Below are 12615 nucleotides of genomic sequence, written 5' to 3' on the forward strand. Positions count from 1 at the left end.
CGATCTTGGCGATCGCGAGGATCGCAGGTAACAAAAGCATCGGGATAGTAATAAAACTGATCTTGATAGTTAACCTTGACATTACCCGAGTAAAACCGACAGTCTGTAGAGTCGCCGAAATGCAGGTTAACCAGAGCGAGTAGATTAAGGGCAATGCGATCGTGATTATCCGTACCGCCGGCCATCGCATAAACCAAACCACGTCGGTATTCATGACGGATCTGACTCTGGCGCTCGATAGCGAGATATTCTTGGGGACTGATGTAGTTGGGAACTGCGATCATAATCTCTAGGGGAAAGCCTAGTATTAATCATAGTACGAGAATGGCTTTGGCTCTCTTATTCTTTGTGTGATCAGTTTAACTTACATAGCGATCTATCTTTGTGTTCTTCGTGTCTTTGTGGTTCCTGACCCAGAGAGCCGATAAGCCAGCGCAAGAGGGCAAAATCTTGATAAACTGAGGGGATAACTATCCCAGACAATCCCCATGACCACTCACTTTATTAGTGCCGAAATCGACCTACAGGAAACCCCACAACAACTGCAGCAAGAAATCGAAAAAGAATTGGCCAAACGCGGTGAACCCTTGCGTTGGGCAATCACAGAAGTGGATACCGAGAATAATCAGGTAAAAGTCGAAGCGATTGTCACCACTGCCTCGTGAATTCTCGTCCCTATACCGCCGTACTAATTATTCCCACCGGCATCGGGGCAGCGATTGGCGGTTATGCTGGGGATGGCATTCCCGTGGCCAAAGCGATCGCCCAAGTTTGCGATCGCCTAATTACCCATCCCAATGTCCTCAACGGCGCACAACTGTACTGGCCTCTAGCCAACACCTATTATGTGGAGGGTTACGCTTTAGATCGTTTTGCCCGGGGGGATTGGGGGTTAAGTCCCGTCCATCAAAATCGCATCGGGTTACTATTTGATCGCGCCATTGAATTTGACCTCTTGCAAAGACACCTTCAGGCTGCCGATGCTGTCCGGGCTACCCTAGGCTTAGATCTCACCGATTACGTTATCACCGATGCCCCCTTAAATGTGCAGTTGCGAGAGGCAGCCTCTGGGGCCAGTTGGGGAACAATTGGCAATCCCGACAGCTTGCTGCGGGGGGCAGAAAAACTGATTAACCAGGGCCGGGCAGAAGCGATCGCCATTGTTGCCCGTTTTCCCGACGATACCGATAGCATTGCCCTGGCTAATTATCGCCATGGTCAGGGGGTGGATCCCCTTGCTGGGGCCGAAGCGGTGATTTCCCATCTAGTAGTCCGACAATTCCAAATACCAGCAGCCCACGCTCCCGCTTTAAGTCCGCTGCCCCTCGATCCGCAACTTTCCCCCAAGGCCGCAGCCGAAGAAATCGGTTATACTTTTTTACCCTGCGTTTTGGTGGGTTTAAGTCGCGCCCCCCAATTGGTCAAGCAGCCCAGTCCCGATGCTATTTGGGGCCGGGAGGTGGACGCGCTGATCGTTCCCGCCAGTGCCTGCGGCTCTAGCACAGTTTTGGGTTTTTGTCAAGAAAAAACTGTACTGATTGCCGTACAGGAAAATAGTACAAGAATGAAGGTGGCCCCGGAACCTCTAGGGGTGAAAGCAATTAGGGTACACTCATATACAGAGGCGATCGGTGCGATCGTTTGTCAACGGGCCGGGGTTAGCCTAGCATCTCTTCGCCCTAATTTAAACTCTTTACGCTGTTTATCCGAGAATCCGTGACTAATTCCCCTAATTCCGAATTTGATCCCCTGACACGCACACAAGTCCTCACCATTATGGCGGTAACGGCGATTATCTTGCTGGTAGTCGCCAAAGTTTGGCAATATTTCGGTGCGATCGCTATTCCCGCCATTCGCTTGACTCTCCCGGATTTCCTGTTCGGATTAGCCTTAGCGGGGGCAATTAGTGGAATTAGTGGGCTTCTATATCGTTTTTGGTCTAGTTATCGCCATAGTGCTAACGCTTACTTAGAATTAGTCATTAAACCTTTAGCTTGGCCCGATTTAATTTGGATTGGATTACTGCCGGGGTTAAGTGAAGAATTATTATTTCGCGGGGTGATTTTGCCGGCTTTGGGCTTAAATATCTTTGGTTTAACCGTTTCTAGTCTGATTTTTGGTATCCTCCATTTTAGCGGTTCCCAACAATGGCCCTATGTTATCTGGGCAACTGTTGTCGGTTTTGCCCTCGGTTATACCGTCATCATCACCGGTAATTTATTAATCCCGATCCTCGCTCATATTATCACCAATCTCCTCGCTAGTTTTCTCTGGAAATTACAGCAGAGTAATCAGTAATCAGTTATCAGTAATCAGTTATCAGTTATCAGTTATCAGTGGGGAAGTTATCAGTAATCAGTAATCAGTAATCAGTGACTACTCCCTACTCCTGTCTCCTATAAAAAATATGGAAGTACAATTTCGCGAATTTAATCCTTTTGATGTCTGGTTTTGGCTGGAATTTTCGACGGTTCCCTCGAATATGGAACAGCAATATGTAGAAGAAGTTTTTGCCTCTTGGTTTTATTTGGGTAAATTAGGGGCTTTCAATGCGGAAAACCTACAGGTACAGGAGGTGGGAGTCGATATTAGTTATATGGAATACGATCCAGATATGGCCGAAAATGCCTTTATGTCACCGATGCACAATATGACCGATTTTGAATACTTAGGTACTTGGGGACGTTGTTGGTTTGACCTTGGTACTAGCGATCTTATTGCTTTAGATATTTTAATCAATGCCTTGACCCAATTAAGTAAGGATTTTGTCGATATTAAACGTTTAATTATCGGTGGAGAAAATCAAGATTGGCCAATTAGCGATCGCAGCAATTATCTCTTTAGCGAATAATTAGGGTTTACTGAAAAAGTTTCTTGGTGGAGTCAGAAGTCAGTAATCAGTAATCAGTAATCAGTAATCAGGAGATTATTTTTATTTATTTTCCCATCTCCCCACACCCCACACCCCAGTTAAAAACATCTATGCTTAATCTCATCTCCCTTCCAGAAATTCCCGCCGCTGCTTGGAAACGTCCTCTGGGCAAAGGTTGGGAAAAACCCTACAGCGTCCGCTATGCCAGCAATTTAGATGATGGTCCTTGGCATGGGATGCCCCTGGGAGGATTTGGGGCCGGTTGCATCGGACGTTCCCCCAAAGGTGACTTTAACCTCTGGCATCTGGACGGCGGTGAACACAGTTTTAATAGCCTTGCAGCCTGTCAATTTAGCATTTTTGAACAAACAGAAGACGGAAGCGCCCAAGCCTACGCTATGGCGACGGAAAGCCCGACGGATGGAACATTATCGCGCTGGTCGTGGTATCCAGCCGAAAAGGGAACCTATGGGGCCCTTTATCCCCGCAGTTGGTACGAGTACAAAGATGTTTTTCAGACTCAATTAATTTGCGAACAATTTTCACCGGTTTGGGCGCATAATTATCAAGAAAGTAGTTATCCTATTGCCCTATTTGAATGGACGGCTCATAATCCCACCGATAAACCGATTACTATTAGTATTATGCTGACTTGGCAAAATACAATCGGTTGGTTTACTAACGCGATTAAATCCCCAGTGGTTAAGGTGAGAGATGATGGTAGTCCCGTCTATGAATATCAATCAAAATCGGGGGAAAGTGAGGGTAATTATAATCAATGGATTGTCGATAATTTCCGCGTTGGCTGTCTAATGCGTCGGGATTACGAAAACCCCGGGGAAGGGGATGGACAGATGGCGATTGCTAGTATCACTAATCCGAGTCTAGAGGTATTTTATCTGGGTAAATGGAACCCTGCGGGCGATGGGGGCGAAGTTTGGGACTATTTCGCCATGAATGGCTCTTTACCGGATATTGAGGACGAAACCCCCGCCCAAAAAGGGGAAGAAACGGCCACGGCCATGGCGATTCGTTTTACCATTCGTCCGGGGAAAACTCGCAAAATTCCTTTTATTTTAGCTTGGGATTTACCAGTCACCGAATTTGCTCAAGGAATTAACTATTATCGTCGTTATACGGACTTTTTCGGTCGCAATGGTCAAAATGCTTGGGCGATGGTACGCACGGCTTTAAAACACGGCGATACATGGCGAGAAAATATTATTAACTGGCAAAAACCGATCCTAGAACGCACCGATCTGGCCGATTGGTTTAAAATGGCTTTATTTAATGAATTATACCTGTTAACGGACGGCGGCACTCTCTGGACGGCAGCCACGGAACAGGATGCGATCGGTCAATTCGGAGTGTTAGAATGTATTGATTATCGTTGGTATGAAAGTCTCGATGTGCGTCTCTATGGTTCCTTTGGGTTATTGATGTTATGGCCGCGCTTAGAAAAGGCTGTGATGGAAGCTTTTGCCAGGGCAATTCCCACCCACGACGACACTCCTCGGATTATCGGTTATAACCAAGCTAGTGCCATTCGTAAGGCCAAAAATGCCACTCCCCACGATTTAGGCGCGCCCAATGAACACCCTTGGCAAAAGAGTAATTACACCAGTTATCAAGACTGTAATCTCTGGAAAGATTTAGGCAGTGATTTTGTTTTATTAGTCTATCGGGATTATTTATTAACCGGTTCAAAAGATGAGGATTTTCTGCGAGAATGTTGGCCGTCTATCGTCCTAACTTTGCAATATTTAAAAACTTTTGACCTTGATAACGATGGCATCCCCGAAAATTCTGGCGCGCCAGACCAAACCTTTGATGATTGGCGTTTACAGGGAATTAGTGCCTATTGCGGTGGTTTGTGGATAGCGGCGCTAGAAGCGGCGATTAAAATTGGTGCAATTCTTGGGGAAGATACGGCAATTTTTGCCAGTTGGTTACAACAATCTCGCGCTATTTATCATCAGACTCTCTGGAATGGAGAATATTATAATTTAGATAGTGGTAGTGGTTCTGATGTGGTGATGACTGACCAATTATGCGGTCAATTTTATGCCCGTTTATTGGCTTTACCGGATGTGGTAGAAAATCAATACACGCAATCAGCTTTAAGTAAGATTTATCAGGCTTGTTTTCTCAAGTTTCATGGGGGAAAATTTGGGGCGGCAAATGGGTTAAAACCCGATGGTACTCCCGAAAATCCCGAGGCAACTCATCCCTTAGAAGTTTGGGTAGGAATTAATTTTGGGTTGGTGGCTTTTTTGATGCAAATGGGAATGGAAAAGCAAGGATGGCAAATTACAGAAGCGGTGGTGAAACAAGTCTATGAAAATGGCTTACAATTTCGCACTCCAGAAGCGATTACATCGGTGGGAACTTTCCGCGCCTGTCATTATTTACGCGCCATGGCTATCTGGGCCATCTATGGGGTTTTGACGGAATTTCAGGGATAAATTTTCGCAGCTCTGGAGCGAGCCGGTTCTCGTCAATGGCTAAATTGTTATATTTAATTACAAACACTTACTTAACATCACTTTTATCGAAAAAATTGGGTCGAAAACTTCGCCTTAAGGCGAAAAGTTTTGGGAGCGGGGCATAAATCCCCGTTACAAAAACTGCCTCCTGCCCTCTCCTCCTGCCTTCGTTATCTAAGTTTACCGTTACCTGTTCCCTTAATCTTACTTTCAGATCGCAAATCAGCAACGACTAGGGAGAGTTTGCTGATAGCCAAGGGCTAAGAGATGACAGAGTTGGTGATATAGTAAATAAAGATCACACTTAAATCTAACCTTGCCATAGATGCACAAATCTCGAATCTGGCAACCCCAAAAATATCCCGTCTCTAACATCAGTTTTAGCGATGAAATGAGGTAAGAATTTTGACCAAAATACTTAGCGATCGCATTGCCGTTTATCTGCTCATCGGTGGACTCCTGTTTAGAATAATCATCGCCTTGGGGCTTTATCCCGGTTACGATGAAGCCTATTATTATGTTTACAGCCATAATCTAGATTGGAGTTATTTCGATCATCCGCCAATAGTAGCGATTTCCACGGGTTTTGGGACTTGGATCACGGGATTAGTCAATCAATTTACGATTCGCTTCGGTACTCTCCTCCTCTATACTGGCAGCCTCTGCTTGCTATATCTGACCGCTTTAAAATTGTTCAGTCTGCCGGTCGCCAGAATGACTTTAGCGATCGCCACTCTTATCCCCATCTATGGGATCGTCTTCGGGATTCTTTCGCAGCCAGATAGTCCTTTAATCTTTTTTTGGTCATTAACAGTCTATTTAGCTGCCCAAGAATTCTGGCCAATTCGGGAAAAAAACTATCATCCTAGCTATCGTCTCGCTTATATTGGACTTGCCGTAGGATTGGCGGTTTTAAGTAAATATCACGGCTTTATTTTGGGCTTTGGTTTAGTTTTATTTTGTCTGACCACTCCCCGCTATTGGCCTGTATTTAGATCTCCCTGGTTGGGATTAGGATTTATTCTCTTTTTGATAACTTTATTGCCGATTATTTACTGGAATATTAACCATAATTGGATTTCCTTTCGCTTTCATTTAGAAGACCGTTTTTCTGGAGAACCGAAAACCTTTAATATTCTCGGTATTCTCTCGGTTGTTGGCATTAGTATCGCCACGATGTTTCCACCTTTCGGTCTGCCGATGTGGTGGGTGACATTTAAAAGCTTTGCCGAACAAATTCCTAATTTTATCTCGAAAAAAAGATTTTTTCATCGAGAAGAAGAATCACTAAAAAAATGGTTAATTCTCTCGGTTTCTCTGCCTTTAATCCTGGGAATGCTTTATGTGGGTGCTTCCCATTATCTCGCCCCTAGTTGGATTTTACCCGGGTTCTGGTCCTGCACAATTTTATTAGGAGAAAAGGCCAATACTTGGCAGCAATCTTCTCGAATCTGGGTAAAAAGATGGTTATGGGGGTCAGGAATTTTTATCGTTACTGTTTTATCTATAGCAATGCTTCACGTTACTTTTGGCACTTTCCAAAAACCTAGTCAATACGCAATTTTTGGGGGAATTATTGCCCCAGAACAGGACCCTTCTCGGGAAATTGTTGATATCGATCAACTGCGCCAAGGCTTTGCTAATTCTCCCGAATTATTAGCACTCTTAAAAGATTCTAGCTTCGTTTTTACCCATAATTTTTATGTGACCGCATGGCTAGATATGGCCCTTTATCCCCTAGTTCCTATTCCCGTCACCTGTTTTAACAACGATCAAAGGGGTTATCAAATTTGGTTTAATCCTCAAGAATGGATCGGTAAAAATGGTTTATTAATTACTACGAATAGTTCTCTAGAAAGACCGGAAATAATCGATCGCTACCGTCCCTATTTCCAAGATATAACTAAAGTAGCTGTCATTCCGATCAAGCGCGGTGGTGTCGCCATCGAACAATTTCGTGTTTACCAAGCTAAAGGACTAATTAAAACTTATCCTTAAAGCAGTTATCATTTATTAGCGGGTTCCTATCTCCTGAATTTTGTAACCTTTTTTACTTTTTACTTGATAAATATGTCCATTCATCGAGTGCGTATTGCTAGAGATAAAGGGGAATTTGTCCAGTCCTTAGTTAATTTTAATCAGGGAATTGGACCTTTTCAAACCTATGCTGATGTCATCGCTTTTGCGGCGGCTTTAGGGGTAAAATATCAGGAGAGGGTGGCGATAGAAAATGTAGCGAAGGAACCCTCACCTATTAACCTAGAAATTTTTATTTCTCGTGGCTACGATACCCTAATCAAATTATTGGCAGTCAATGAATTCCAAGACACGAAAATTCTTTCTCCCCACGGGGTAGATTCGGAAGCTTTGCGAGTGACAATTTTCGAGGAATATGCCAACGCTGGTTTAGCAAGATTAGAACGAGAATTGCGCGGTGCGGTGGATTATACTGAAAGATTATTGTTAATTATCAGTCAAGAACGTTTTCGAGAAATTACTGCCACAACGGAATTCGATTTAGGCAGATTTTTGTAGTAGAAATCTTAGTTAGGGTATGCTGAAAAAGTTTTTCGGTGGTGGTAGGGTGTGGGGTGTGGGGTGTGGGGTGTAGGGTTTTACCCGTTTTCAGGTGGTCAACTACCTAATTTTCAGGGAAAAAGTACCTGAATTTTCCCCCCGATCACCCCAATGGCTGGCACTTTTTGAGGGAAAAAAAGTCTAAAAGTCTTATCCAACAAGGTTTTTAGATTTATTCGGCAGACCCTACTTATTAGTGTAGTTTGGTATGCGCTTTTTTCTCAAAGGTGCGTTCAAATTTTGTGCGGGTGTAATTGGCAGCGATCGCTATTGCTAAAGCCAAAATTGCGAAAATAAGAGCATTAATTTGATAGATAGACTGATTTGGGGATAAAATTGCCAGTAAAGCTAATAATATCCCCATTAAAATCGCGATTTGTTTAGTTTTTACCATTTTTTCATGAGCAGTGCTACAGGTGCGACAGTGGACAGTGTGACGAGAATAGCGATCGAGGGGTAAAGGATCGGATAAATCGATCGCCGTTGTCCGCTGGCTGGTGTAGCCTTGATAGTAGGGGAAAGAGTCCCCATAGCGATCGAACCATTGACGTAACTCAATCACCAAGGCATCGGAACTTTTTAAGGGTAAGTATAATTTTTGTAAACTATCTCTTGACTTTTCCACCATTTGCTGCTGACTTTGAATTAAAGGTAGATCATCTTCGAGGATGCGACTTTGACGCAGATGTTCCAACCAGCGCCAACGGTATTGACGGGAGTTAACGGCAAAATTTTGGTAACGTCGCATCAGTAAGCGAGAACGACCTTGACCGAGAGAAATCCCGTATAAAGCCAATCCAGCATACCAATCGGGATTAGGCAGAGAAAAACGATAATGAACGAGATTAGGGGCCAGAAAATCCAGATATTTCCAGCTTTCCTGCGGATTGCGGCTATTGCGCCACTGACTGCGAATTCCCCGCGCCGAGATTTCGAGGATTTGGAAGGCTAAAGGTTGAGCATTTTCCCGTTTTGCCCCGAATTCGCTGCGATCATGGCTAATATTAACATGGGCGGGATCGAGGAGATTTTCGAGTAAATAGCCCTGTTCGTAGGGAAAATCGATGACATAATCGGTATGGACACAATTGGGGTCTTCTAGGTCTTTGATGATAGGAATATCGCTTTCTTTCGCTGTTTCCTGTTCTCCTAACCAAACCCAGAGGACTCCCTGACGTTCCACCACCCTATAGGATTTAACCTTGGCATTGCGAGGAATCGGGGTATTGACTGGCAGTTGGGGAATATGGGAACATTTTCCATCCGTCTCGAACTGCCAACCATGGTACAAACATTCTAAACGCCCAGCGATCATCTGTCCTGTGGAGAGTTTAGCCAAGCGATGGGGACAGCGATCGAGCAAACAGCCCCATTTTCCCTGCTGATCGCGAAATATTAGCAATGGTTGCCCATAAAGAGAGAAAGAGTAGGGATTTTTTTGCCAATCCTGCACGAATAACACAGGATACCAACAATTTTGGTAGTGAAAACAGTCATCCCTAGGGAGGGGTTGAGATTGATCAGCGCTCGTCATGGCGATGAGAGAGAAAAAATATTGATCATCATCATATATCGGTGTGGCAAATTGATCTCTGTCTTCCTACTATCTTTTAATTAATCCGAAAGAGACTAGGAGAGGGTGGAAATTCCCGATAGGCGTTAATTGTAGCCAAAAAATCGATTGTAAAGCCTTTTATTGATTTCGTATAGTAGCCAAATAATTAAAAAACAGACAGCGATGAATATCAAAGGTTTTTGAGTCAGTAAATTCTGCAAACTCCAGAATAGTTGCTGCGGTTGAGTGACTAGATACCAACTATTCAGTCGGAGAAACCGTCCTAAATAGATACCGATCGCACTTAAAAAATGGAGAATTATTTCTAGGGGTAAAACTGCTGAATTTAGCTGACTTTGCTGACAATAACTTTTTAAATTAAGTAAGGAGAGAACGTATAGCTGAAAGCCCATAAAAATAAAGAAGCTATACTGGGGGATTAAAACTAAAAAAATTAAACTTTTGGCGTAATCCTGCTGAAGATAGGCGATTAAATGAATGCTGTCGGTGAGAATATAGGGAGCATTGGGTAAAAAAAGCAGGAAAACTAAGAGAATTAACCACCAGAGTAGGGAACGATCGAGGGCGATCCGAAATAGCCAAAAGCTAAGGATAAAGGGGATAAAAGCCAGAAAAGAATTCCAGATAATCCTCCCGGTGCTAAGGTTAAATAATTGCCAAGCATTGTGCCACCAATCCCTAGTTAAAATTATCGTTAAATCTGCCCAAATCATCCCTTAAATACCAGTCTCCTCTAGGGTTGATAAATATCTTAACCAATTTTTTAAAGATTCCGGGAAAGGGATTCTTTGTCTAGCGGTGGGAGCGATGCAGACATGGCGAGTTTTCGCTTTTGCGACCATGATTTCAGCCAAATAAATTTTATACTGCAATTCAAACTCGTTTTCGCTTAGGGATCGGGCAGTGAAATCAATCTGTATGCGATCGCCACAAAAAAGAGGCCGAAAAAACTGGATTTCCGCTTGAGTAATCGGTAGGGCAACCGGAGAATCTTTCAAAAAATCCTTGATATTGATGCCAAATTGTGCTAAAGAAAACTCGTAGGCTTGATGACAGATCGAGAGAAGATGGGCAAAGTAAACCACACCGGCTGCATCGGTATCGGCCAGATAAATTAGGCACTCGTAGGACATAAAAAGCTTATTGTCTTTCTAGAAAGGTTAAACTATCTTGTAGTTGTCTTAACTCGTCCCGATGGGCTTTTACAGTTAATTCCGTTTGCTGAGATTTGCTTTCTACTTTAAAAGCCACTTCTTCTAAACGGCCGACTTTTTGCCAATAGAAAACCCCCGCGAGGGGAGATAAACCCACAAGAGCAAAAATATAGGGATTAGTATCGGGAAATAACAGCGATAACACCAGCGATAAGCAAAATAAACCCAAGGCCGCCAAAATTGTCAAAAATATCGCTAGAAAGGGGCTAGGCGGCACAAAACCCTGTAATCTGACAATATTCTGTTCGGGTTCGATCGCCTTGACTTGATAGGAACGTCGGTCAAAATAATCTCGCAGTTGTTCTAATAGTTGGTCGTCACTGGTACTGGTAAGATAGACACGCTGTTCGATACGCTCTTTGACGGAACCGCGAATAAAAAAGAATAATCCCACCATGAGCAGGAGAGTCAGAAAAAAAGTTGAGGAAAGAACGGGGGTATCCATGGCGGCGGTTAGGAGCGAAAAAACTTACAATTAATCCTAATTATCCTAACCTATCTTCTCCCCCGATCAGAAGATAGACCCTAGGAGCAAAACCTCGATCGAGAATCAGAAAAATTTCACCCCAAGGCAGATTCATGGGCAACAATCTATTAACAGGATTAATCGAACCCTTACAGTATAGTTTCATGCAGAGATCCCTAATTGAAGCTATCATCGTCGGGATCATTTGTGCGGTGGTGGGAACCTACCTGATGGTACAACGTTTGGCCCTCTTGGGCGATGCCATCAGTCACTCGGTCTTACCCGGATTAGCGATCGCTTTTATTGGTAATTTTAATCTGCTACTGGGTGCTTTACTAGCCTCAATGGTCAGTACCCTACTGATTAACTTGATCCGTAATCGTTCCCCAATCAAAGAAGATGCGGCCATGGGTATCGTTTTCTCGGCTTTTTTTGCCCTTGGCATCACCCTGATCACTCTCATCCAAAAAAACAACAAAATTGACCTTAATCACTTTCTCTTCGGCAATATTCTGGGTGTAACTGCTGCCGACATCCGCGATACCCTAATTCTTGCCGTTATCGTTTTGTTAACCGTTTTGCTCCTGTATAAAGAACTATTATTCTACACTTTCGACAAAATCGGGGCGCAAGCGGCGGGTTTACCAGTAAATTTATTAGATTTAGGCTTAATGCTCCTGATTGGTCTGACAATCGTTGCTAGTCTCCAAGCAGTGGGAGTAATCCTCGTTTTGTCCCTTTTGATTACCCCCGCAGCCACTGCTTATCTTTTAGTTACCCGTCTCCATCAAGTCATGGGTTTAGGTGTGGGTGTGGGGATTATTTCTAGTATCAGTGGGATGTATTTAAGTTATTACTGGAATTTACCCTCTGGACCGGCGATCGTGCTTGTCGCTTTTACCCTATTTATGTTGGCCTTTTTATTCAGTCCCCGTCAGGGAATTTTCACTCATCCCTCTAGTCTAGGTGGTCAACTTTCTATCTGGGGAGAGATGAAAAATTTGTTGAGACGACGTTAGTTTGCAGCAGAAGGTTGGGTTTTTGGCAAGTAATCAAAAAAAGCCGACGACTGACGACTAAAAAACTGATAATTGCTATAAGTAGTCGGACAAAATTAATTTCCTAGTCGAGACGGGAGACAGCAGAGGATGCCCTCTCCAGTTATACTTCATCTTTATGAGAAACGCCTCAAGTATGCCACAGTTTTTGAAAAATGGTATTGTAAAGTTTCAATACAAATATAGTCAGATATAGTCAGACATGGTAATATATAGACAGGAAACTATCAGACTATGCAAAAAAAGCAGGAATAAGTTATCGAACGGCTTGGAGATGGTGGAAACAAGGGAATTTAACAGGCTATCAATTGCCTTCCGGTACAATTATCACAACGGATAACAACCCTTCAAAACCCGACGCTGAGT

Annotated in this window: 13 protein-coding genes; 8 read left to right on the plus strand and 5 right to left on the minus strand. The window is 43.6% G+C overall.

Annotated elements, in window-relative coordinates:
• Window positions 1-284 (minus strand): Uma2 family endonuclease (locus BGL89_RS03980; RefSeq protein WP_286824552.1); only part of this gene is annotated, 284 nt, incomplete at its 3' end.
• Window positions 285-488: 204 nt separating this feature from the next.
• On the opposite strand from BGL89_RS03980, the gene BGL89_RS03985 reads away from it, so the two are divergent.
• The 7 genes from BGL89_RS03985 (at window position 489) to BGL89_RS04015 (ending at window position 7893) form a co-directional block, all read left to right on the plus strand.
• Window positions 489-665, plus strand: coding sequence for a DUF8621 family protein (locus BGL89_RS03985; protein ID WP_002734354.1), 177 nt, complete (start codon window positions 489-491; stop codon window positions 663-665).
• Window positions 662-1720 (plus strand): DUF3326 domain-containing protein, encoded by a 1059-nt coding sequence (locus BGL89_RS03990; protein WP_286824553.1) that lies wholly within the window; start codon window positions 662-664, stop codon window positions 1718-1720. Before BGL89_RS03985 ends, BGL89_RS03990 begins: the two co-directional genes overlap by 4 nt.
• Complete coding sequence (locus BGL89_RS03995) at window positions 1717-2298, plus strand: CPBP family intramembrane glutamic endopeptidase (RefSeq protein WP_286824554.1); 582 nt, start codon at window positions 1717-1719, stop codon at window positions 2296-2298. The genes BGL89_RS03990 and BGL89_RS03995 overlap by 4 nt, the downstream gene beginning before the upstream one ends.
• A gap of 109 nt (window positions 2299-2407) precedes the next feature.
• Window positions 2408-2851, plus strand: coding sequence for a DUF3531 family protein (locus BGL89_RS04000; RefSeq protein WP_079206944.1), 444 nt, complete (start codon window positions 2408-2410; stop codon window positions 2849-2851).
• A 131-nt stretch (window positions 2852-2982) separates the two neighbouring features.
• Window positions 2983-5337 carry a GH116 family glycosyl hydrolase gene (locus BGL89_RS04005; RefSeq protein WP_286824555.1) on the plus strand — a complete coding sequence of 785 codons (2355 nt, stop codon included), beginning with the start codon at window positions 2983-2985 and terminating at the stop codon, window positions 5335-5337.
• Between the two features lie 426 nt (window positions 5338-5763).
• Complete coding sequence (locus tag BGL89_RS04010) at window positions 5764-7356, plus strand: ArnT family glycosyltransferase (protein WP_286824556.1); 1593 nt, start codon at window positions 5764-5766, stop codon at window positions 7354-7356.
• A gap of 72 nt (window positions 7357-7428) precedes the next feature.
• A complete protein-coding gene (locus tag BGL89_RS04015) occupies window positions 7429-7893 on the plus strand; it encodes a DNA phosphorothioation-associated protein 4 (protein ID WP_002760679.1) in 465 nt (154 codons plus the stop codon).
• A 235-nt stretch (window positions 7894-8128) separates the two neighbouring features.
• On the opposite strand, the gene BGL89_RS04020 is transcribed toward BGL89_RS04015, so the two are convergent.
• The 4 genes from BGL89_RS04020 to BGL89_RS04035 all read right to left on the minus strand — a co-directional run bounded on the left by BGL89_RS04020 (window position 8129) and on the right by BGL89_RS04035 (window position 11170).
• The gene (locus BGL89_RS04020) at window positions 8129-9469 is read right to left on the minus strand and encodes an aromatic ring-hydroxylating dioxygenase subunit alpha (protein ID WP_286824557.1); all 1341 of its coding nucleotides are present in this window, start codon (window positions 9467-9469) and stop codon (window positions 8129-8131) included.
• Between the two features lie 125 nt (window positions 9470-9594).
• On the minus strand, window positions 9595-10224 hold the full coding sequence (locus BGL89_RS04025; protein WP_286824558.1) for a DUF1361 domain-containing protein: 630 nt from the start codon (window positions 10222-10224) through the stop codon (window positions 9595-9597).
• Between the two features lie 3 nt (window positions 10225-10227).
• Window positions 10228-10644 (minus strand): acyl-CoA thioesterase, encoded by a 417-nt coding sequence (locus BGL89_RS04030; protein ID WP_286824560.1) that lies wholly within the window; start codon window positions 10642-10644, stop codon window positions 10228-10230.
• Between the two features lie 7 nt (window positions 10645-10651).
• A complete protein-coding gene (locus BGL89_RS04035) occupies window positions 10652-11170 on the minus strand; it encodes a cofactor assembly of complex C subunit B (protein ID WP_286824561.1) in 519 nt (172 codons plus the stop codon).
• Between the two features lie 134 nt (window positions 11171-11304).
• On the opposite strand from BGL89_RS04035, the gene BGL89_RS04040 reads away from it, so the two are divergent.
• The gene (locus BGL89_RS04040; RefSeq protein ID WP_286824562.1) at window positions 11305-12210 is read left to right on the plus strand and encodes a metal ABC transporter permease; all 906 of its coding nucleotides are present in this window, start codon (window positions 11305-11307) and stop codon (window positions 12208-12210) included.
• Window positions 12211-12615: the final 405 nt, after the last annotated feature.

Origin of the sequence: Microcystis sp. LSC13-02 (assembly GCA_002282935.1) — a bacterium.
Lineage (GTDB): Bacteria > Cyanobacteriota > Cyanobacteriia > Cyanobacteriales > Microcystaceae > Microcystis.

Bases quoted from the DNA above. Each gene is read 5' to 3' on its own strand.
- BGL89_RS03985 (WP_002734354.1), top strand. From the start codon at position 489: ATGACCACTCACTTTATTAGTGCCGAAATCGACCTACAGGAAACCCCA.
- BGL89_RS04000 (WP_079206944.1), top strand. From the start codon at position 2,408: ATGGAAGTACAATTTCGCGAATTTAATCCTTTTGATGTCTGGTTTTGG.
- BGL89_RS04005 (WP_286824555.1), top strand. From the start codon at position 2,983: ATGCTTAATCTCATCTCCCTTCCAGAAATTCCCGCCGCTGCTTGGAAA.
- BGL89_RS04015 (WP_002760679.1), top strand. From the start codon at position 7,429: ATGTCCATTCATCGAGTGCGTATTGCTAGAGATAAAGGGGAATTTGTC.
- BGL89_RS04020 (WP_286824557.1), bottom strand. From the start codon at position 9,469: ATGACGAGCGCTGATCAATCTCAACCCCTCCCTAGGGATGACTGTTTT.
- BGL89_RS04025 (WP_286824558.1), bottom strand. From the start codon at position 10,224: ATGATTTGGGCAGATTTAACGATAATTTTAACTAGGGATTGGTGGCAC.
- BGL89_RS04030 (WP_286824560.1), bottom strand. From the start codon at position 10,644: ATGTCCTACGAGTGCCTAATTTATCTGGCCGATACCGATGCAGCCGGT.
- BGL89_RS04035 (WP_286824561.1), bottom strand. From the start codon at position 11,170: ATGGATACCCCCGTTCTTTCCTCAACTTTTTTTCTGACTCTCCTGCTC.
- BGL89_RS04040 (WP_286824562.1), top strand. From the start codon at position 11,305: ATGGGCAACAATCTATTAACAGGATTAATCGAACCCTTACAGTATAGT.